The sequence below is a fragment of the Xylanibacter sp. genome, from assembly GCF_057607445.1.
The window spans coordinates 14561-36773 of sequence record NZ_DBLZAX010000002.1 but is presented as its reverse complement, the minus strand read 5'-3'; the positions used below and the strand labels follow the sequence as shown (position 1 = coordinate 36773).

Annotated in this window: 14 protein-coding genes and 1 pseudogene; 2 read left to right on the top strand and 13 right to left on the bottom strand. The window is 40.2% G+C overall.

Translation table 11 applies throughout. The annotated features are described in order from the left end of the window. Positions 1 to 116 precede the first annotated feature (116 nt). The 8 genes and pseudogenes from ACZMIG_RS02130 to ACZMIG_RS02095 all read right to left on the bottom strand — a co-directional run bounded on the left by ACZMIG_RS02130 (position 117) and on the right by ACZMIG_RS02095 (position 12943). Positions 117 to 356, bottom strand: coding sequence for a YdeI/OmpD-associated family protein (locus tag ACZMIG_RS02130; protein ID WP_487889048.1), 240 nt, complete (start codon positions 354 to 356; stop codon positions 117 to 119). A 24-nt stretch (positions 357 to 380) separates the two neighbouring features. Then, a pseudogene (locus ACZMIG_RS02125) lies at positions 381 to 614 on the bottom strand (YdeI/OmpD-associated family protein); the annotation flags it as partial. A gap of 170 nt (positions 615 to 784) precedes the next feature. Continuing rightward, a complete protein-coding gene (locus ACZMIG_RS02120; RefSeq protein ID WP_487888960.1) occupies positions 785 to 3913 on the bottom strand; it encodes an HD domain-containing protein in 3129 nt (1042 codons plus the stop codon). A gap of 9 nt (positions 3914 to 3922) precedes the next feature. Further along, positions 3923 to 5110, bottom strand: coding sequence for a hypothetical protein (locus ACZMIG_RS02115; protein ID WP_487888959.1), 1188 nt, complete (start codon positions 5108 to 5110; stop codon positions 3923 to 3925). After that, complete coding sequence (locus ACZMIG_RS02110; protein ID WP_487888958.1) at positions 5107 to 8523, bottom strand: Eco57I restriction-modification methylase domain-containing protein; 3417 nt, start codon at positions 8521 to 8523, stop codon at positions 5107 to 5109. Before ACZMIG_RS02110 ends, ACZMIG_RS02115 begins: the two co-directional genes overlap by 4 nt. 33 nt (positions 8524 to 8556) lie before the next feature. Further along, positions 8557 to 11805, bottom strand: coding sequence for an SNF2-related protein (locus tag ACZMIG_RS02105; RefSeq protein WP_487888957.1), 3249 nt, complete (start codon positions 11803 to 11805; stop codon positions 8557 to 8559). 12 nt (positions 11806 to 11817) lie between these two features. Continuing rightward, on the bottom strand, positions 11818 to 11949 hold the full coding sequence (locus ACZMIG_RS02100; protein WP_487888956.1) for a hypothetical protein: 132 nt from the start codon (positions 11947 to 11949) through the stop codon (positions 11818 to 11820). After that, entirely contained in the window at positions 11942 to 12943 is a 1002-nt protein-coding gene (locus ACZMIG_RS02095) for a virulence RhuM family protein/type II toxin-antitoxin system death-on-curing family toxin (protein ID WP_487888955.1), read from the bottom strand. Before ACZMIG_RS02095 ends, ACZMIG_RS02100 begins: the two co-directional genes overlap by 8 nt. Before the next feature lie 1395 nt (positions 12944 to 14338). Here ACZMIG_RS02095 and ACZMIG_RS02090 point away from each other — a divergent pair. Both ACZMIG_RS02090 and ACZMIG_RS02085 read left to right on the top strand, forming a co-directional pair. After that, the gene (locus ACZMIG_RS02090) at positions 14339 to 15088 is read left to right on the top strand and encodes a polyprenol monophosphomannose synthase (RefSeq protein WP_021855654.1); all 750 of its coding nucleotides are present in this window, start codon (positions 14339 to 14341) and stop codon (positions 15086 to 15088) included. 261 nt (positions 15089 to 15349) lie between these two features. Further along, complete coding sequence (locus tag ACZMIG_RS02085) at positions 15350 to 16108, top strand: lysophospholipid acyltransferase family protein (RefSeq protein WP_125104566.1); 759 nt, start codon at positions 15350 to 15352, stop codon at positions 16106 to 16108. 1270 nt (positions 16109 to 17378) lie between these two features. On the opposite strand, the gene ACZMIG_RS02080 is transcribed toward ACZMIG_RS02085, so the two are convergent. The 5 genes from ACZMIG_RS02080 to ACZMIG_RS02060 all read right to left on the bottom strand — a co-directional run bounded on the left by ACZMIG_RS02080 (position 17379) and on the right by ACZMIG_RS02060 (position 21639). Then, positions 17379 to 18551 (bottom strand): metallophosphoesterase, encoded by a 1173-nt coding sequence (locus ACZMIG_RS02080; RefSeq protein ID WP_298455465.1) that lies wholly within the window; start codon positions 18549 to 18551, stop codon positions 17379 to 17381. A gap of 44 nt (positions 18552 to 18595) precedes the next feature. After that, positions 18596 to 19933, bottom strand: a complete 1338-nt coding sequence (locus tag ACZMIG_RS02075) for a dihydroorotase (protein ID WP_487888954.1) — start codon at positions 19931 to 19933, stop codon at positions 18596 to 18598. 58 nt (positions 19934 to 19991) lie between these two features. Next, positions 19992 to 20798 (bottom strand): DUF4369 domain-containing protein, encoded by an 807-nt coding sequence (locus ACZMIG_RS02070; RefSeq protein ID WP_053399242.1) that lies wholly within the window; start codon positions 20796 to 20798, stop codon positions 19992 to 19994. A gap of 90 nt (positions 20799 to 20888) precedes the next feature. Continuing rightward, positions 20889 to 21317 carry a hypothetical protein gene (locus ACZMIG_RS02065; RefSeq protein WP_021855645.1) on the bottom strand — a complete coding sequence of 143 codons (429 nt, stop codon included), beginning with the start codon at positions 21315 to 21317 and terminating at the stop codon, positions 20889 to 20891. Then, the gene (locus ACZMIG_RS02060; protein WP_287603396.1) at positions 21301 to 21639 is read right to left on the bottom strand and encodes an FtsB family cell division protein; all 339 of its coding nucleotides are present in this window, start codon (positions 21637 to 21639) and stop codon (positions 21301 to 21303) included. The genes ACZMIG_RS02065 and ACZMIG_RS02060 overlap by 17 nt, the downstream gene beginning before the upstream one ends. Between the last annotated feature and the right edge of the window lie 574 nt (positions 21640 to 22213).

Sequence of the window (22213 nt, the reverse complement as noted above, 5' to 3'; positions counted from 1 at the left end):
AATCAATGCTTTTATATAAAAAATAACCAACGATGACAAAGTTATAGATTTTTTCTGTATTGCGGATGCCTTTTGCAGAACTTTTTTTGACGCTCTAATAAGGAAACATACGCTGATTACATCAGCAGTCTGCCGTTATCGTTCCATTCACCATACATGACGCCATTTCGGGTGTTTTCTATAAATTTGTCAAGCCGCTTTCTGAACAGTTCCGGCTGCCGTTTCTTTATCTGGATGGTGTCAATGCGCACACGCTTATACAGCTCGGGCAGGCGGCAGAAATTCTGCCACACCACAGGGTCCGACTTCAATTCTTTCATTACATCATCGTCTATCACAAAGCCCTTGTCCGCCATATCCGGCAACACGGCTCTGCCGGCGTCAGTCATCAGCCCGAGCCGTTCCATCCTGCGACATCTTTCCTTGTTCAGTTCCGACCAGTTGCTGCGCCGCTTTCTCGGGCACAGTCTCTGTGCCGTCACCCCGTCTGCCAGCTTCTTTGTCGTGCTGTCTATCCATCCGAAGCACATCGCCTCTTCTACAGCATCTATATACCAGAACGTGCCGTCGTCAACAGGTCTTCCACGTTTCACCACAACCCAACATTCCGACTCCTTATCATGATTTCAAGGAAGCCCTAATATATACCTATGACACTATGTATTTTACATCTCCTAATTTTCAAATAATTCTGATCATAAATATCATTGACTGATTATATATTCTCAAAATGATTCATTACGATAAGAATTTATTCGCATAACATAAACAATATATTCCCCAATTACGCTTTGTTGTTATTATTATCTAAAGATTTCTTTGCCTTAATAAAATTGCTTATTAATGATATATATCCTTCTATTATCTGTTCTTCTTTTACGCTGTCATCAATATTATATTCTTTTATTATTCTCATCATATATGGAGATATATAATCATTAATATGTTTGTACAAATAACTTCTAATTCCATATTCATCTTTATCATTTATGTCTTTCATCAATTTATATATCTGTTTTTTTTCAGAAAATGGTGAATAAATACAGCATGTACTATAATCTGGAAAAGATTCAAACCCAGAAATATAATTTAGTTTAACTATCAAACTGTCATAACCCTCTAAACCATATATAGCTCTACGAGAACACATGTGTCCCACAAAAGAGTCTAATGATAATAAATAATCAGAGGAACATTTCACTTTCGTTATTTTTTCATGATTATTAATCTTCTCTAACTTATAAATATGACATCCATTCCCATATTTTAAGACTTCAACACACTTAAAATTATATATAAATGCACTACGAAAATAGTCATCTCCCCATATAACTAATTTATCCTTAAATTCATTATGGTATTCATTCTCTATATTCTGTCTTACATCTTCTTGAATAACATTAAATTCATTAGTTTTAAAACATGTAATCAAAATTAAGCTATCAGTTGTAAATATTTTATCTGCTGTAATTTCATTTTTATTATACGAAGCCATAGATTTAGGAATGGATAAAGACTTTAGATTGTCAACATCATCAATAACTAAATGGCAACTGAATAATGTCATACAATAATTAAAATATTGTATATTTAAACATTCTTTATTCTTTTCTCTGTTTAATTCATCAAGAAAATCATTCTTAATAAGTTTCAAAAAATCAGGAAGCAATTCATCTAATAATGTATTTGTTATCCATCTTCTACCATTATAGGTAAGATTATCACGCGATAAATCCACTACTTGATCAGTTGATTGACTACACAAATTCCATTCAAATCCGAGATAGGAAGTTTTACAAAAATTTAAATTAGTATTTGACACTAATACATCACGTAAGAACAAACTACAACGTTGCCCATAAGAATGTTTTATATCATTATTAAACCACAAATTAAATATCGATCCATATTTTTTTTCAAAAATTGTAAAAACAAGATAATCATCTTCATAGCTACAATTATATCGATAATCTTTATCTGTTTTAAAATTTATGTTTTCTTCATCATTAACATATCTACTAAATTCACGTTCTTTATTAACTGTCTCATATCTAAAATAGATATTCTTCACATGACCAAATGTTTTTTGAACAAAATTATCTATCTTAGCTAAATGCAAATCATCTCCTTCGCCTTTAAAGATATCTGTGCTATCTAATATCTCAAAATTAAATGAAGTTCCAAACAACTCATAAAATCGCGTTTTAGGTAATTCAACTTTAACAGTTGTGCCGCGTTTTCTTTCAATATTTAGATTTACAATAGAACTATATTGATTATCTGCTGCAGATCTAAAAATTATTTGTTTTGAAACTTCTCCCAAAAATGAAGTTTCCATCTCAAACTTTGAGGCTACAAAAAAAACCGATTGTAGTCCTATACCAAAAGCAGCCGTTGGGCGTAAAAAATATGGCATTTTCTTATACTTTTCAATATATCCTGAATCTTTTTTACGACTTTCACCAACATGATTTGTCATTCTTAATAACGTATCCTCAGATATACCAGTTCCATAATCAATACATTCAACTTGAAGAACTTCATTTTTGTTGTCTTTCCATTTTACTTGTAAAATAACTGGATACTGTTTGTATATCGATGATGCAATATCATTTGGAAACTTTATATTATCCTTATTTTTTCCATGGTCTTCAAAATAAGAATCATAAATTCCAGAATTAATATCATTCCACATTTGCATTTTACTTGCATCAAATGCATTTTGTACAATCTCACGAATGAAAGCGAATCCAGGCTCTTTATATATTCCTCCCCCTTGAAGAATACTAAATATTTTTTCTTGAGACATAGAAAACTTTAAATTTAGTAATTCTGGATTACATTGAATACCATTAAATAATATTTTTATACTATCTTTACTTATCACTGGTGGCAATCCACCTAAATCACTTGGAGTGATATTTGTCCACTCTCTACTTTGGCTGCTTACTTCTTTTTCTAACCAATCAAACCAACTTCGTGAAACTCTATATACATCTTCAGTTGGACAATCTAATTCTGCTTCTATTGCATTAGGAGATATTAACATATGCTTAACAGAGGCATGCTTTTGTTCATGCAATTTAGATGTTTCGGGTATTTCTTTGAGAATAGTTCTTGAATAAATATTAAACCTATTATTATCAAAATCTAATAAATCTCCTAATCTTATCATATATGCAATGAAACGAGGATGAATATAATCCCCTTTATAGCCATTTGCCTCTTGATATAATTTAACCATTACGGTTTCAAAGTTTTCTCCATGAAGGAATGCTATATTCGCTAATAAATCCATAAACCTACTAGGTAATTGTTCTGCATGAAAATTATTCGCTAATTGCCTAAAGGTTTCATTTGACCGTAAATAATTTGCACTTTGTTTTGCATGTTTAGCCCTAAAGATCTCTGCCGTCAATATAGTTACTGCATTTTTTACATTTAAAGCCCAGCTAAAATCTTTAAAATCTTCTTTTGCCTTATTCATATGAATTCTCATAAGTAATTTTGCAGATTTTGCTATAACAGAATCATGACTATTAGCAAATTCTTCTAATACATTTTTAAAATCATCATTTTTCCATTCTGTCTCGACAATATTATACATTAATATCATACCTACATCATGGGTTAAACCTGACATTAAAATTAAAAATGTATCTGTCGCTCCCAAACGCTTAATGCGTTCTTCTCCTAAAAAACATTGAATGTTATCTATTATAGTCATTGAATGATTTACATCATGAATACTATAATGTGGAAATGATGATGATATTAGGTTCAGCCCTTGTTTCAAGTTCTTCTTATTCAAGTCCCAAATAGAATATAAAATCTCATAGTCTTTATCCTCTATAGATAAAGATTTCAAATGCTCCTCTAATGTATATTTTTTACTTAATTTATTATCCGCCATACTTCTTTATTATTTTAATTGATATTCCTTACTTTGTCTTCCATTCCAGATAAATAAACATTCACAAAGATTAATCATAAATTCGTTCAGTTGTCCCAAATCTTCTTCCGGACATTCCTTACTTGTAAAAATATAGTTTGACTTTGCATGCACTATACTATTACGAGTAGCATATAAAATATCAGCTATTTCTCTTTTCACAGCTTCGATAGTTGTAGGACTCAAAGTGGTAATTTTCTTCACTTCAAAATGACAACTTTTTGAGATTGTTCTTTGAATTTTGTCTGGTAAAAATTGAAATAGCGAAACAATATCAATACATTCGTTTAGAACAGTATTAGCTAATTCTTTATCTTTTAATGATACCTCGTACTGTTTTGTCAACTTGAATATAGACTCTAAATATTCAGAATCTCTCTCAACTACCTGCAAAGCATCTAACCTTTTATTTAATTGCTCGTATGAGGTTTTCTTAGAAACAATCGGAGAAAAATATTCAATTATTTTATACAAATGTAGATATTTTATATCTTCCTTCTCTATAGAAAGTCCCTGTATATAATAGTCCATAGCCCTACAATATGGAATAAGTTCTGAAGAACTAACAGTTATGACATCATCATTTTCTTCATCTGTTATGTCATTCCATGACCTGAATTCTCCAATAGATATTGGAACACCATATTTACTTGCAATATGATATAAGCATGTTTTTATAAATTCAATATCATATTCTTCGCATCTTTCCTCCGTTTTATAAATAATTTCAATAGCTTTATAATCCGAGCAAGGGACAACTCCAAAATTCTCATTATAAATTCCATCACGTGAAGCTATTATTCCTATTAAAAAGGGATAGTTTACTATTCTTAAAAAATATTTATCTGTCTCAAATATCAAATTTGGAACTAAATGGTCATAATAGTATTCATCAACGGAAATAATTGTCTGTCTTATATTACCTGCAATAACAGAATGATTATCAATGACCTGAATATTATTCAGATCATCTGTATATTGTAAGAATTCCTCTACCGAATAATAACTATTCTCTTCATCCCACTCATCAGGAAAGCCTATAAAAATATCCTCATCTCCTATTTTAACTTCTTCATCCAAAGGATTAATGTTAAAATTATCATATAAATACTCCAATCGCTTATTTATGATTTCTATATTTTCGGTCGTTACTTTCATAAAATACCTCCTTTCTCATATTCTTCACGCGTAATAGTTGTTTGAGGATCAACAATCAAAACTTCATCGTAAGTAAGACCATAAAGATGATAAACCAATAAGTCTATTTCTATCTCCTTGGAAAGAATATCTTTTCCTAAATTTTGTCTTTTTTCATGTAAGCATATATCAACTATGTTGATAATTTTTTCCATAAAATATTTATCTACCTTTATTGGAATATTTTTCAATGTCGACATAGTAATTCTTGGAAATAAACGTTGTTTTGATTTATCTCCAACATTTTGGACATAATATCCAATTAATGTAGATGATAAAATACCTAATAAATATTTAAGAAAATGTTTATCATTATTCTTACTTATAATAATGTAACATGATTTATTAACCAAAAACTCTTCTTCCGTATAAGTTGCCACTAATTGCTTACCAACAATTTCTCTAAGAATAATTCTTGGATTATGAAAGAACTTAAATTCTGGTTTTGTATATAATTCACCTGAATAATCCAACCAATTATCATTCCGTTCCTTTATTCCAAATCGAATAATATTTTTTCCACCGTATTCTAACATATAATTACTATTGACTTGCATTTTACTGTGTAGAAATTTAGTTTTGATTTCTTCACGTGTGTGAATTGTATTGTGATAAGGCTGCTCTCCTAAGCACATTTGGATGTTACATTGGCATAATGTTGTTGAAGAACAATTTCTTATCTTATTGATAATCTGCACATCATCGTTCTGAACATTAATGTATACTTCGGAGCCTAAATTTTTGTTGAAATTAGCTTGATCTATATAACTAATTGTTTGATATTTATCTTTATGTATAACTACTCTACATTTATCTTCAATATACAATTTAGTCAATCCAAATACAACATTATTTACAGAAGCTGTGTCAAAAACTGTCAAATCATAATTATCTATGAACATAAAATGCGTTAATTCAATCAATCTCTTCCGCAACAGTTTACAAGAAGGAATAGTAAGAAACGTGTTGGGAGTAATTAACACTAATATTCCAAAATTATTCATCAAATATTTAACAGAACACTCAATGAATAATCTATATAAATCAATTTTACCTTCTTGCCAATTATAATAATTACTATAAAGCTTTTTATATAAACTAAGCGATATTAATACATATGGTGGATTTCCAATCACAATATCAAATCCATCCTTTACTCCAAACATCCATTCCGAGTCGAAAAAAGGTGACGAAGCATTTTGATTAAACATATCCCAAGATGCCAACTGTCGAGCCTCATCATTCCCAACAGCACCATTTGCATATAGCATGTCTGCTATCTCCTGACGAAGGTCGTTAACTATATTCTTGTATTTACGCTTGGTACGAACAGTCTTTGCACCAAAGATTTTGTGCTTGGCTATCTTCAATTCATTTTCTTTCGCTTTTATTTCCTCGCTATCAAACAAAGACGCATCTTTTTTATCTAATCCAATAAGCGTATTGGCTGCAACAAACTTTGCTTCAAGGTTAGGAAGCGGACGTATGCCAAAGTTATCTGTAGGATCGGTATTGGTATTTTGATCTACTACCAATGAAATAAAGAAGCGCAGTTTGCTAATCTGTATGGCTATAGGCTGAATATCTACGCCATAGATACAATTTTCAATAAGATAGAGCTTACGGGCGTAGTCGGGACGGTTAATACTTTCATCGAAACTACGCTCTATGTCTGCAATTAGTTCTTTTCGTTCTTCATTTGATGAATTGCGATAAGCTTCTGACGTTTCGTCAATGGCCTTTTGCAACATAATTTCCTTCCAAATCTTATTGTCAGGGTCAATACGGCTTAGGATATGAACCATCTGTTGCAGAATACCCATGGGGAATGCACCAGAACCACAAGCAGGGTCGAGCACCTTACAATTATAGAGCGACAGCATAATCTGTCTGCGTTGGTTGTCTGTCAAAGAAACATCTTCATCAGTATATTGCATCAACTGACGATATTGCTGCTCCAAGTCGTCACCAACAGTGCGTTTAAGATGCGCCACCAGACTCTCGTCCACCATGTATTGAACAATCTCGCGCGGAGTATAGAATGAACCGGTCTGTTTGCGGGCCGTAGTCTGTGTTTCGGGATTATATGAAGCGAGCAGATTCTCAAAAACCTTGCCCAATAGTTCCGGGTCAAGAGACACTTCCTTATCGAATGGTGTGTTTTCCTCAACGGTAAAGTTATAACGCTTCAATATGTCAATAATACCACGGGCAGAAACTTTCTTCTTTTTCTTACTGCCATACCACTCTGAAAGATCTATATTCTTGCCAGCCTCTTCGCCAAAGAAAAGATAATCCGGCACAATCAACGATTTCTTAACGGCTTCGCGGTCGCTGAAACCATCATAATACAAGTCATTGTCTTTATCATCGAGGCAATCAAACAATCCACCATTTAAGAAAGGAACAGTCCGATTGGCTAAATCAACAAACAACTGCGGATTCTTAAAATAAGATTCATAACGCATAAGTTTGTTGTTGTCGTAGTCTCCACGTCCGTTTCTAAAATGCCGTTCCGACAGTTCTTTACTACCTTCAGGAGTAATAGGACTATTAAGCATAGCAAAGAAAAGATTCTGCAAAATTGCCTTATAATATTTGCTTTCACTCGATTTATAGAACAAATCCACTTTCGTATTTGGATTGAAGTCCTTTATCAGATTATCTGCAATGTATTTTTCGTCGAAAAACTCTTCAGGAATCAGATGGCGCTGTTTCAAGAACCAGACAAAGATAAGACGTGTAATCAGACGGATTGCACTTTCGCAGTTAAACTTATCATCATCGGTCTTGTCGTTAAGGTCATTTGGAAAACGTATGATTTTAATAGCCCATGCATACCAGTCGCTCAACTCCTGATAGAACTCTTTGGTAAGTACCTCTACAGAGAAACGGCTACGCAAATCATCAGGATCGACCACACGCCCTTTTTCATTAAGATATTTATTTGGAGTATAGTATGCAATACCCTTTCCCAAGAAATAACTGTATCGCCTTGGGTTACTGTAATTTCGAGTCACACGTGCAGAGTTATCTGCCGCTTCGAGCGTAATTTCAATAAGTGAAAAACGATAATTGTCGTTATTGTCTTCCGGAACAAAGACAACCAAAGCCCTATCTTCCATTTCATCTGCAAGCAGGCGGAATGCTTCTTTAGAGAGTGAAACACGTGCATCGTTTTTTGAATTGTGCCTTACCTCATACACAACCAAATCGAGAGCAGCAGATGTTCCCAACTTCAGGGCATGTCGGGTATATGTCATTTTAGTTCTAAACTCCACAGGTGTTTCCGTATGGATAAAATCTTCCGGCAAGAAACTGTTTTGCAGGAAATTTACAAACTCTTGACGACTATATGCTTTATTGAATTCCATAATCAAATCTTTTATCTTTTTTATTTATGAGTATTATTGAAGTTCTTCGCTCAAAATCAAAGTTTCTTCTCCATCGTCCACTTTGTTTTGATAGCCGATGATACGTGCCAGATATTCAGCAGAAATTTTCAAGGGCAGTTTTGGCGCATCCTTTGGCATCAGTTGATTGATAAACCGTATCTCATATCCTGACAACGCATCGGCTCTCACCACTTGCGCCAAATCTTCAAGATAGTCTTTTGACAATGCTTGTTTCGACATCAATACTTTGATTTTAGCCAATGCGTTTATCTGCTCCTTCTCGTTTCTGTCCTTTACTTCGCTACTGAAGAGCGATGATTTTACCAGCTGATAGACTGCATCAAAATTTTTGCTCAAATCGACAGGCTTCTCATTTATATCTGCTTCGAACAGCGAAATAGCCTCTTCTGCCGAAATCATGGCGGGAGGATTAAACGCATCTCCGATTTTGAAAACGAAGTCATCACCTTTGCGTCCGAACATCAGAACTCCTTTTTTCGGTTTGTCGACTCTACGGGCTGTCCTTGCGCGGTGTGGCAACTCAAGAGCATTATTATAAACGTCTGTTCCTTTCAGACTATTCAATAACTTACGATAAGGTGTGTCCCAAGATTCCTCTTCATTTCGGGAAAGTTCTTTGCGATAGCGTTCCTTAAAATATGCCTGGAGGTCTTCTTCTTTGGTAAGAGCCTTAGTGTCCTCGCCCATTATGGCATGAATCATTGCCATTTTAAGGGTGGAAATCTCTTTTGTCCTCGTTTCCGCCTCACCCACATCTGTCGGGAAATAGTTGTATATGTAAAGTTGGTCAAAGACTTTTTTATTAATACGATTAATACGCCCTATACGCTGAATGACTCGTGTCGGATTATAAGGTATATCATAATTAAAAATAGCTCCGGCGCGGTGCAAGTTATACCCTTCGGATATGGCATCTGTCGCTACTAAAATACAGAAGTCGTTTTGCTGCAATGCAGGTTTCAAACCAGCATCAAAGTTTGCACGTATAAGATCTTTGTTGGCAGAAGTAGCGTCAGCAGAAGTATATTTCATAGCCGGTAGTCCTGCATTTACCAAAGCCTTGCCCAAATAATTCACCGTATCAGCAAATTCTGAAAATACAACAAGCTTACGATTGGGGTCATTCTTCATTTGCTTGCGGACAATGCGTATAAAAGAATCCAATTTGGGATCAGACTTTATCATATTGTCCTTGCCAAACCATTGTTCCTGTAAATTTTTCAACAGCTGAACATCAGCCTTGACATCAGTTACAAAACTGTCTTTCACATATTTCATGTCTATCTCAAAGAATCCTCGGGCTTCGTACTTTTCGAAAAGTTCCTCGATTTCTTCCATACCGTCATCGCTGGTGTCATAGAAAGCTGACACATCCGGCAGGTTTCCTTTCTTGAATACTGGTATCTTGCGCCTTTGATCAATCCATCGGAGCATGTGTTCGGAAGACTGAATCATATATCCCAATGAAGCCTTAAACGCCGCTACCGAACTCTCGAAACGAGCTACAAGCAGATGGCGCATAAAGCTTGATATATTTGTCTGTCGTCCAAGCAACAGATTGAATTTTACTCCAGTTTTATCTTCAAGTTCCTTAGCCAGTTTATCTTTTGACTCTTCTTTTATATATAAGACAGGTGAATAACGGGCAGCCTTAAAACGGTAAACATCATCACTGCTTCCCTCTGATTTATTAATCCTATCAAGAGTGGTCATATATAAATCTTTCAATTCACTCAAATCATATTCCAGTTCTTCAGGATCATTAGGCATCACCAACTGTATGTTTTGCTGTTTCAAATCATCGGCATATTCAGGTATGCCCTGCAAATCAAGACGGGAACGGCGAACGACCAATGGACTGATAATAGAACGAATTTTCTTGGCCATATCATTGACTTGCGTTTTTATTTCCTCATCTGTCTTTTTGCCTTCCCTTTGCTCTTCACGCAATTTTTTATACTTATTTATCAAGTCTTTAAATGAAGCACCTAAGTTCTCGACAGTCTTCAATGTGGAGTTTGTAGGTATCTGGAAGAGTTTTATTAACGCATAAATATCGGCGGGTTGGTTGTTGAATGGAGTAGCCGTCAGCAACAACACTTTATTGCCAAAGCAAAGATTATGCAGCAGGGCATAGTCCTGCGTGTATTCGTTGCGGAAACGATGGGCTTCATCTATTATTATCAGGAACTGCTCACCATCTTTAACCAACTCTTGATAATGTAAAACTGCATCCTCAATCTTTCCGGCACTAAACACAGAAGCAGTAAACCCGAACTCATCACGATAACCTTCCCACTGCTTATACAAATGCGGAGGACAAACTATGATAGTGCGCAATCTTAGATTACGCGCAATGGTAGAGGCAATAACACTTTTACCCAATCCTACCACATCGGCAACAATAGCACCATTATGGTTATTCAACGCATTAATAGCCATCTGCACTGCATCGGTCTGATATCTTAAATTAGAATACCTACCTTCAGTAATATCATATGGAGTAAGCAGATTTTCAGATGTTGGTATGTTGAAATATTCTTTAAGGACTCTGACATACATGAGATATGGCGAGTATATTTTATCGTACCATATACGGGCCATCACCTTATTATTCCATTCATCCAGATTGTCTTTACTTGCAACAACAACAGAACTTTCCCATAATTCATCAAAAAGTTTCTTGCCCTCCTCGTAATCCTGCTTGTCATTGAACCGGGCATTTAGTTCTAACCGACCCTTCAATCCTTGATATGAAAGATTGCTGGAACCTGTAATCAAGACACCTGGCAACTCTCCTCCTTCATTCATCAAATCGTTATAAGCAAAAAGATACATTTTGGAATGACACGGGTCGAATGTCTTACGAATCTCTAATGTTCCGTCCAAAATTTTCCCATAGAACATTTTAAATTGTTCCAATTTTTCTGCCGTATCTAGAAAATCAGAATCATTGAATATATGGACAAACTGTTTATAGTATTCTTCTTTAATAATATTTCGAGAAATGAATTCATTTCTTATGGCCTCAACTTCCCGTATATGTTTAGATATGTGCAAATCAATATCCAATCCGACCAATATCCTTATCTGTTTGTCTTTAAGGTTTTCAGATAACTGCATATAGCCGGAATAATAGAAATAGCCGACCAATATATCCACTGCATCTGTTTTAGGCAAAATACCATTGATAATATCCGATAAGAATTTTTCTTTATTTGTTATAAAACTGCTGCTCATACTATCATCCGTTTAATTTGCTATTGATGGCATAAACTCTTTAGAGATACCGACACCCAATAGTTTCGTTACATTCAAATCCCGATTTCTTACATCCACTTCGCGGATGTAATCACCCAAGCGTTTGTAATTTGTCTTACTCATAATTGTTCTTGTTAATCAGGTTTACAACTACTTTCACCATTACGTCCTTTTCTTCCGTGCGGCTCTCGGCTATCATCAGCGTGAGGGCAACAAGAGTGTTGTCGGCAATGCGCTTCGTGCCGTCAGGATTATAGAGAATGCCGTTACCTGCCATAAACCATAAGAAGAGTGTTGCAGCTATGCGCTTGTTGCCGTCGCTGAACGAATGGTTCTTAGTTACAAGATAAAGCAACATGGCGGCCTTTTCTTCTACTGACGGATAAAGGTCTTGCCCGCCGAAAGTCTGATATATCTGCCCTATGGAACTCTTGAACGAATCGTCTTTCTCATTGGCGAACCACTGGCTGCCACCGAATTTCTCCTTCAGTTCTTCTATTGCCTTCATGGCTCCTTCGTAGGTGGCACGAAACTTGGCTTCGTTAGTGGTCTGCTCCACAGCCAGTTGCTGGTAATCGTACTTGTCCAAAGTGTCAAGGGCATAAGCATAATCGGCAACCACTTCCACCAGATTGAGCGCATCATCAGAAGTCAGTGCCTCTTGTGCCTTGACCGTTCTGCCCAATACGGCAACAAGCTGCTTCAGCTCCGTATAGCGTTGTTCTGTCAGGGCTTTATTGACGGCATAGCCTTTTATTAAATACTCTTTCAGCACCTTGTTTGCCCATCGGCGAAAGTCCACACCTTTTTTTGATTTGACCCGATAACCGACAGAGATGATGACATCAAGGTTATAGAAACGTACATCATGTGTCTGGCTTTTACCTTTTATCGCACCATGTTCTGTGGTTGTCGCAAAATTTGCGACAACCACTTCGCCAGCTAGTTCTTCTTTTATGGCATTGGCTATATGCTTACGGATTGTTTTTGAATCGCGCCCAAACAGTTCGGCTATCTGATAGGCATTAAGCCATACCGTATCTTGGTCTATTCTGACCTTAAGCTGTGTTTCTCCGTCTTCTGAACGATAGATTATTATTTTGTCATTCAAGTCCATAGCCCAACTCTTTAAACAGATTCAACAAATCCTTTCTGCTTTCCTCCTCCTGTATTAGCAAATCTTTCATTTCGGTTTGCAGCTCTTTCATCTTTGTATCGAAGTCTACGCCTTCGTCACGGCTCTTGAACTCTATATCAGCTGCACTATCAGAAGTAACATCAGCTGGATTTCAAGCGGCGCACACAAAGAACAAAGATATAAAAATATTTTGTAAATACCACATCGTTCAAAAATTTTTTTGAATCAAAAAATGCCATAATACAAAATCTGTTATTAGTATTCGGTCTGTATTTTTTTATATCGAGCGGCTTTTTGTTGGATTATTTACAGGCACTTTTATAATTTATAATTGGCTACGCCGAACTTCGTTTCATAATTCATAATTGGGTTAGACCGAACTACGTTTCATAATTAGCCTGCGCCAATAGAACCAAAAGGCGGGCAGAAAGCATGAATAAACAAAATTGATAAAGCTATATGCGGCCTGAAGCCGATTGGGGATTATACCGTTTCATGACAAAACTTATCAAAAACGACAATAATAACAAATATTTTCCTGTGCTTTATATCCACCTTATTATATCCCCAAAACAAACCTATGACTTACGCATAAAAAACCTATGACTTTTGATGTAAAAGTGGCCGAGTTACGAGGCAAAACTCAGCCATTAACAGTTTAGAAGTAAATGCATTGAACTTGCTTAACAAGAAGCCATATGCAAAGACGCAATCTTTCAATTTAAAACATAAAACAATAGAAATGCTTACGATTTTTCGAGACTATTTTTATAACGCAAATGTATGGACGTGAAAAGCCGACCGGACTGGGGAGCTGACAAATATTAATCGGGCTATTGGGAATAAGAAGTGACGCTCATGTCAATGTTGCGGACTATGGGGCGGCTATGGTTTATGGTATTGCGATTGATAAAAAAGTCATAAATAATGTTACGCAAAACGTGATGTAATAAAGCAAATTGACTGAAAAACGTCATTTTAAAAGGCAAGGACGAAAAATAATGGCTCCGTTGGCAAATTTTTATTTTGTAGTTATGCCAATTTGCATTATCTTTGCATAAGATAAGCTGCATCTCGGCATAACATTCAAGCAAGCTTAATGATTCTGCTCTCGATTTGCATTATCTTTGCAATAAGATAAGCGGCATCTTGGCATAACATTCAAGCAAGCTTGATGATTCTGCTCGCGATTTGCATTATCTTTGCACATAAGATAAGCGGCAGACAGGACTGACCGGGGAGACAGGACGCACGGGCACTACTGAGAGCTGATTTATCTGAAGAAGAAGACAACAACGTTGAAGGCTCCATGACGACGCCAGCCGGAGGGAGACAAGACATATATAGCACGCATAAACAAAAGACATTCAGGACATGAACAAAAGCGACAGCATAGTCATTATACCTACGTATAACGAGAAAGAGAACATCGAGAAGATTATAAGGGCGGTGTTCTCGCTTGAAAAATGTTTTAATATTCTCGTGATAGACGACGGCTCGCCCGACGGCACCGCGGCTATAGTTCACCGACTGATGGAGAGCGAGTTTGCCGACCGTCTGTTTATCATTGAGCGCAGCGGCAAACTGGGCCTAGGCACGGCATACATAACGGGCTTCAAATGGGCCCTGGAGCACGGATATGACTATATATTCGAGATGGACGCCGACTTCAGTCACGACCCCAACGACCTGCCGCGCCTCTATTCGGCATGCCACGACGAGGGCTACGACGTTGCCATAGGCTCGCGCTACGTGAGCGGAGTGAACGTGGTGAACTGGCCTATAGGACGCGTGCTGATGAGCTATTTTGCATCTAAGTATGTGCGCATGGTGACGGGCTTCAAGGTGCACGACACCACTGCGGGATTTAAGTGCTACAAGCGCCGCGTGCTCGAGACCATAGAGCTGGACAAGATACGCTTCAAGGGCTACGGCTTCCAGATAGAGATGAAGTTTACGGCATACAAGATAGGCTTCAAGATTAAGGAAGTGCCCGTGATATTCGTCAACAGACGTGAAGGCGTGTCGAAGATGAGCGGCGGCATATTCGGTGAGGCTTTCTTCGGTGTGATGCGTCTGCGCTGGGACGGATGGACACGCAAGTATCCTAAGATTAAAGACTGACAGCAGGAAGGGATATGCAGCAGGGCCGCAGCCCTGCTGCAACACCATAACCGCAACAACGCCGAACGGCCTGCAAGGACGCAAGGCGATACAGACATAAAGCGCAAGCCGCGCAATATCAGAAGACGAGCGAGGGGAAAGAGCGCCCCGGCTTATCAGACACGACAACGCTCACCGAGGCAGACTAGGCTGCCACAGATGCAGCAGGCATCACAGACAGGTTAACCGCAAATATTATTCTAACGATAAAAACAACTAACAATGAGATACATCTACCGAATATATCAAATATGCATCGCGCTGCCGATAATACTCGTGCTCACCATACTTACGTCGCTCACCACGAGCGTGGGCTGCGTGCTTGGCAACGGCCACTTCTGGGGCTACTATCCGCCTAAGCTGTGGGCAGCAGCCATACTTAAGGTGCTGTTTCTGCCGGTAAAGGTTGTGGGACGCGAGAACCTGAAGCACAACGAGTCGTATGTGTTTGTGAGCAACCATCAGGGCTCGTTCGACATATTTCTGATATTCGGTCATCTGGGACGCAACTTCAAATGGATGATGAAGCACCAGCTGCGCAAGATTCCTCTCGTTGGCTTTGCCTGCGAGATGTCTCACCAGATATTTGTAGACAAGCGCGGCCCGAGCAAGGTAAAGGAGACATACGACAAGGCGCGCCACACGCTGAAGGACGGAATGAGCGTGGTGGTGTTCCCCGAAGGCTCGCGCACGTTTACAGGTCATATGGGTACGTTTAAGCGTGGCGCCTTCATGCTTGCCGACGAGCTTCAGCTGCCCGTAGTGCCGCTGACCATCAACGGCTCTTTCGACGTGCTGCCAAGGACAAACAAATGGTTCTGGGTGAAATGGCATCCGCTGACACTGACCATACATAAGCCGATATACCCAGAAGGACAGGGTGCCGAAGACATAAGCAAGCGCATGGACATAAGCTATAAGGAGATTATGGCCGGCCTAACTCCGAAATATCAGGGGTATGTGAAGAATCCGAATCAGTAGATTCGTTTTAAGTAGTTAAAGTAGTTAGAGGAGTTATCGCCAACGGAGTTGGCTAGGAGTTAAAGTCATATGCTAACGTAGTGCGTGTTTAAGTGAAGAACTAAAAGTGAAGAGTGAAAAATCCAAATGTTAGCGTAGTACGTACGATAATAACCAACAAGGCTATTATGCCGGCTAAAGGTTGATGCTAACTTATAGCCCGAAGGGCTACACTTAAGTAACCGTGGGTGTATCACCCACGGCCTATAACAAAACAAACTATGAGCACCCGAAGTGGTGCTATATCGGAGCAAATAACGGACACAAAAGCAAACAAGTAAGTAACATAAAAACAAGAATAGCACCACTTCGGGTGCTCGCATTACCAGGACTTTAATCCGTGGGTAATGACCCACGGTTACCAAAGTTAAGCCCTCCGGGCTACCGGCAAATTAAGCCGCAAAAGCGCAATGAAAAGTTAAAAATGAAAAACTCTTGTGGATTCGAGTCGGAAGTTAAAGTAGTTAGAGAAGTTATCGCTCACTAAGGTGAGCTAGGAGCATATTTAAGTGAAGAACTAAAAGTGAAGAGTGAAAAATCCAATTGCAAACGTATTGCTTACAAGTAGAAACCACAATACATTTGGATTTTTCGTTTTTCACTTTTAACTTTTCACTTTCGTAAGACGCACTACGTTGCTATTGTGCCGGCTGATCTGTGCTTTCGAGGCGGGAGTTAAAGTAGTTATCGCTCACTTAGATAAGCTGGTAGTTAGAGTCAAATGCCTTGTTGATTCTTATCATAACTTCATAATCACTACGTTTGGTAATGTGCCGGCGGATCTGCGCTCCGCCGGAATATAATATAAGGATCTGAGATCCGCTAAAAATACCGCTGCCTTATGAAGTGAGTAATGAAAAATTTAATGCTATGTTTGCATTAAAAGTATGAGGTGATGCTAAATAGGAAGTAATCGGATTAAAAAATTAGCTGCGCTGACCTTCGGTTCTGATATTCATTTCCGACCGATTGCAAATCAGCCGGCACATTAGCCTTGTTGGTTCTTATCGCACGCACTACGTTAGCTTTTGGATTTTTCACTCTTCACTCTCCTTATATTAGATTCCGGCCGATTACAGATCAGCCGGCACATTAGCCTTCTTGGTTCTTTTCGCACGCACTACGCTAACATTTGGATTTTTCACTCTTCACTCTTAACTCTTCACTTCCGTCAGGCGTTTTTCACTTTTAATTTTTCATTTTTATTTGCGCTTTTGCGCCTGCTCTTCACTTAAGCTCCCTTCCTGTGCAGCGTAATAACCGATATCTCGTGGCTTGCTCCAAAGCGGAAGGGGATGAAGCCGCCGGTGCCTACAGACACGTTGATGGCACGGTTGCCTTCATGATACAGACCGCCCCACTCTCTATACATCAGTCTGGCCGGCGACATGCCGAAGACGCTGAACTGCATGGCGTGAGTGTGACCGCTCAAAGTAAGCTGCGCCTTGCTGCCTGGCAGGATTTCCTTGCGCCACAGACGCGGGTCGTGAGCAAGCATAAGCACAAAGCTCGAACTGTCTACTCCGGCCATCGCCTTCTTAAGGTCTGTGCGCTTAGGCTCACCGCCACGGCCGTCGTTCTCAACGCCTGCAACAATTATCGAGTCGTTGCCGCGCTTAACGGTCTTGTTCTCGTTGAGCAATAGCGTCCAGCCAAATTCACGCTCACGACTGATAATCTCACGCTCATTTGCCACCTTAACAACGTCGTCGGCCTTAATATAGTCAGAATAGTCGTGATTGCCGAGAACAGAATAAACGCCGTCCTTGGCGCTAAGGCTGCTCAGAAGCGGAATAAACTCGTAAAGCTCCTCGGGCGACATGTTCTGCAAATCGCCCGTAAACACTATCATGTCGGCCTTCTGAGCGTTGATGCTGTCAACAATACGCTCAAACACCTTCTTGTCCTTTCCGCGGTAAGTGCCGAGATGGGCATCGCTAAACTGCACTATGCGATAGCCGTCGAAGGCCTGAGGCAGGTCGGCAGAATAAAAGTCTTCATGGCGTATGTCGAGCTTCCTGAAGCCTATGGTGCTGCCGTAGACCACGATATATATCTGACCTATGGCCAGCAGCAGTCCGACAAGGTTGCCCCAGTTGTTCTTTGTGTGATGATAGCGGCAATGTCCCCAGCCGAGCAACGAGCATACGGCAAAAATAAACTTGGGGATTGCCAGCACACCGAAAAGAAACAGATAAACGTTGAGCAACTCGATGCGCTCGGGCGCAAAATCGCGCGAGAACGTAAGCACCAGCGTATAGACAAAGAGAATGATACCCGGAGTCCACCACAACAGGCGCTGCCACCACAAATATCTGGTCTTACGGCGCAGCAGTCTTCTGTCGATGTAGATGTCAGACAGGATTATCATCAACACCAAAAGCACGAATATCCTTGCAATCATTTTTTCAGAAGATTAATTTTTAACTAAACATCAACTACAGCCCATTATCTGAAGGCAATCTCCTCACCACGGCAAGAGTCGAGGAAACGTCCGTCGTCGTAGACATGCACGCCGTTGCAGAACGTGTGAACCACGCGCCAGTTGAACGTATGTCCCTCCATAGGGCTCCATCCGCACTTGCTCTGTATGACGTCTTTCGTAACCGTCCACGGACTGCCGGGACGCACAACAACGACATCGGCCTTATAGCCCTTGCGGAGAAAACCGCGCCCGTGCACATCAAAAAGGCGTGCGGGATTGTGGCACATAAGCTCTACGAGCCGTTCTATAGGCATAACTTTATTATCTACAAGCTCGAGCATGGACACAAGCGAGAACTGTATCATGGGCATGCCTGAGGCCGCACGGGCGCATCCGCCCTGCTTGTCGGCCCACTGATGGGGGGCATGGTCGGTGCCTATTACTGATATGCGGCCGTCGGAGAGTGCACGTCTCAGAGCGTCGCGGTCGGCAAGTGTCTTTACAGCCGGGTTGCACTTTATCCTTGTGCCAAGCGTGGCATAGTCGGCGTCAGAGAAAAACAGATGGGCAACCACAGCCTCAGCCGTTATATCAGGCATGGCATCGTGCCACGGCTCAAACAGCTGCAGCTCGCGAGCCGTTGTAAGATGAGCCACATGAAGACGCGCACCATGCTTGCGCGCCATGCTTACGGCAAGCTCTGTAGACTTATAGCAAGCCTCCTCGCTGCGTATCTGCGGATGCAGAGCCACATCGGGATCGTCGCCATGAGCAGCCTTTGCAGCAGCCATGTTGGCATTGATTATGCCGGTGTCCTCACAATGTGTCATGACGGGGACACGGGCTTCGCTGAATATACGTTCGAGAGCCTCACGGCGATCAACGAGCATGTTGCCCGTTGACGAGCCCATAAACAGCTTTATGCCGGGCACACGATGAACGTCGAGCCGGCTGAACAGGTCGACATTGTCGTTGGTTGCACCGAAGAAGAACGAATAGTTGACGTGGCTCTTTGCCGCCGCCAATGTGCGTTTCTCTTCGAGAGCCTCGAGCGTAGTGGTCTGCGGCACGGTGTTAGGCATGTCGAAATAAGACGTAACACCACCATAGGCCGCAGCACGGCTCTCAGAACTTATGTCGGCCTTTGCCGTAAGGCCAGGCTCACGAAAATGCACATGGTCGTCGATAACGCCCGGAAGCACGTAGCACCCCGAGGCATCAACCACCTTATCAAAATGTTCACTGCCAGAAATAAAATTGTCTTGGAGAATGTCTGATATCAAACCATTCTCCAAGACAACCGAGCCACGGAACAACTTTCCCTCGTTGACCAGCGTGGCGTCTTTTATCAATAATCTCATAATATCTTTTAAAGCCCCTGTATATGTTCCTTTTTTGCGGCTAAGCCTGACTCCCTTGTCACTCTGCTCCCTCAACAGCCTCGCTCAGAGAGTCTTCTGATCCCGGCTGTGCCAGTTCGTTGGGCGTAGGAGGCGCCAGCGTCGGGTCGTCTGTTCCGTCGGGCATTGCCGTACCGTTCATTATGGCCTGGTTCTGCTGTGCCTTGCGGTAATAATCGCGCACGTAAGGATCGTTCTTGAAGTTGTCAGTTGCCTTGCTCATTATATCCTCAATCCAGGGTGAAAGCTCGGGATATCTGTGGCCGGCTGTAATCATGAAGAACACGCCCGGACCCAGCACATTGTCGAAGTTCTCAACGATGAACGACGTTACGAGCTTGTCTTCCTTCTCAACAATCTGTGCAGCCTTCTGCGACAGCTTTGCGTTCACCTCGTTGATGTCGTGTCCGTCCATTATGGCCTGACTCTGCAGGTGGCCCAGTTCGCCTACCTCGCTCTCCAGCTGGTTGTACTTCTCGATAAACTTAAACAGCTTGTCGTTAAGCGGCGTTCCGCTCACCTTCTGCTGCGTGTTGTCTATCTTTATCTGTATTTCGCCGCTCTCAAGCACCACCGGCATAAGGCTCTCATCGTCCATGAAGAGAGTTGCTATACGCGTAGAATCGAGCGCCCCCGAAAAATGAAACTGTCCGTGAACGATGTCGCAAGAGTCGATATTCTTCAGGTCGTCTCCTTCATAAACCTTAAGAAACAGCATGCGGCCGTCTAACGTAGGAACATTAGATGAACCTTGAATGTTGTAAGAGTTTACACACGACGTAAACACGGCAAAAGCCCCCAGAAGAGTTAAAAGAGTCTTAACCATAACCTTGTTTTGTAATATTAGCACAAAATTACAACGTATTATCGATGTAAGAAAAATTTTTCATGCAATTTAAAATAAATACACTGACTTTTAGAGTTTTTTTGCCTCTTTAGCCAGCTCGCCTGATATTCTGTGAGTTGTATAAATCTCAAGCATGGCAGCAACGAGGAGCAGGAGCACCCAGTTGTTGTGAACATAAGTGACGTAATTGAAGTATCCGTCGGGCGAAAGCTTGAGAAACAGGGGCAGCAGCAGGCCATAAGAGTTTTCGACCATCAGCAGTGCCGAAAGAATAAACAGCACGTCGCCCGTGACCATGATACGGCGCAGACGCCTGATGGTGAAGTTGTTGCCGCTGTAGGTCTGCATCATCTGCATAGAAGCAAAGCACAAGGCACCCACAAGAAATATCCACGAAGCCATGAGCATCGTGCCAAAGACATAAAGTCCGGCACCGGCCACCATGAGCACCGCACCCGAAAGCAGAACAATAGTCTGCAGTTTATTTAGCTGTTTCATCGTTATCTGTTACTGGTTTTTGGTCATCACTAAGCACGAATATATCCTCGTCGTCGGCTTTCATAAAGTAGTTCTCGCGAGCTATCTTTGTGATGGCCTTGGGGTTGCGCTTCAGTTCCTTTATCTTCTGTTCGTCCTGCTCATACTGCATGTTGTAGGCGTCAATCTGCTCCTTCAGCTCGCTCACGAGTATTCTGTTGCGCACATGCTTCAGCAGGCTGTTCTCATCGAGGAACCCGACAATGAGGACACCGAAAATTATCACAATCCAATATTTGTTGTGACTTATAAAATTCAGAATAGGATATAAACGTCTGCTCATTAAATTTACACGGTTTCGTTACGCAACGGCAACAGTGCACACGACATATAAACGGGCTTTAGCCGCCGTAACGCTGCATATTTTTGTGCAAAGATAATGCAAGTTGGGAATATAACAAAATAATAAAGGTCTTTTAACCCAAATCAGTCATTAGGATTCGGTCGGGATTTTTGCTTTATTTTGAGAGGATTTTCGTTAGATTTTTCGCAGTCATAGCGGGCTATGTCAAGAAAAATCTTACGAAAAGACGCCAATAGAAACAAAAAGACCGGCTGAAAGCATCAATGCACAAAATTGATAAAATAATATGCTGTCTAATGACCGATTTGGGTTAAATTGTAATAAACGAATGCATCGCGTAGTGTCATTTTGAACCAGCACAGACACCCATCAACGACACAATGCTGCGACATACGGCCGCATTTAAGTTTATTTGAAAGCAAAAGCGCGTATTTACATCGCACGGCAATCTTCAGCGGCAGCAATAAATACGATAAACGGAAAGACGGACATGGACCGGCATACACTAAATAATGCCATAAAAAGGCTGGCATAAAGGGGAATACTGACGACA

Excerpts from the sequence above, each read along its gene's own strand:
- ACZMIG_RS02130 (WP_487889048.1), bottom strand. The coding sequence starts at position 356 with ATGGCGGACAAGGGCTTTGTGATAGACGATGATGTAATGAAAGAATTG.
- ACZMIG_RS02115 (WP_487888959.1), bottom strand. The coding sequence starts at position 5,110 with ATGAAAGTAACGACCGAAAATATAGAAATCATAAATAAGCGATTGGAG.
- ACZMIG_RS02070 (WP_053399242.1), bottom strand. The coding sequence starts at position 20,798 with ATGGTTAAGACTCTTTTAACTCTTCTGGGGGCTTTTGCCGTGTTTACG.
- ACZMIG_RS02060 (WP_287603396.1), bottom strand. The coding sequence starts at position 21,639 with ATGAGCAGACGTTTATATCCTATTCTGAATTTTATAAGTCACAACAAA.
- ACZMIG_RS02085 (WP_125104566.1), top strand. The coding sequence starts at position 15,350 with ATGAGATACATCTACCGAATATATCAAATATGCATCGCGCTGCCGATA.
- ACZMIG_RS02120 (WP_487888960.1), bottom strand. The coding sequence starts at position 3,913 with ATGGCGGATAATAAATTAAGTAAAAAATATACATTAGAGGAGCATTTG.
- ACZMIG_RS02065 (WP_021855645.1), bottom strand. The coding sequence starts at position 21,317 with ATGAAACAGCTAAATAAACTGCAGACTATTGTTCTGCTTTCGGGTGCG.
- ACZMIG_RS02075 (WP_487888954.1), bottom strand. The coding sequence starts at position 19,933 with ATGAGATTATTGATAAAAGACGCCACGCTGGTCAACGAGGGAAAGTTG.
- ACZMIG_RS02110 (WP_487888958.1), bottom strand. The coding sequence starts at position 8,523 with ATGGAATTCAATAAAGCATATAGTCGTCAAGAGTTTGTAAATTTCCTG.
- ACZMIG_RS02100 (WP_487888956.1), bottom strand. The coding sequence starts at position 11,949 with ATGAGTAAGACAAATTACAAACGCTTGGGTGATTACATCCGCGAAGTG.
- ACZMIG_RS02080 (WP_298455465.1), bottom strand. The coding sequence starts at position 18,551 with ATGATTGCAAGGATATTCGTGCTTTTGGTGTTGATGATAATCCTGTCT.
- ACZMIG_RS02095 (WP_487888955.1), bottom strand. The coding sequence starts at position 12,943 with ATGGACTTGAATGACAAAATAATAATCTATCGTTCAGAAGACGGAGAA.
- ACZMIG_RS02105 (WP_487888957.1), bottom strand. The coding sequence starts at position 11,805 with ATGAGCAGCAGTTTTATAACAAATAAAGAAAAATTCTTATCGGATATT.
- ACZMIG_RS02090 (WP_021855654.1), top strand. The coding sequence starts at position 14,339 with ATGAACAAAAGCGACAGCATAGTCATTATACCTACGTATAACGAGAAA.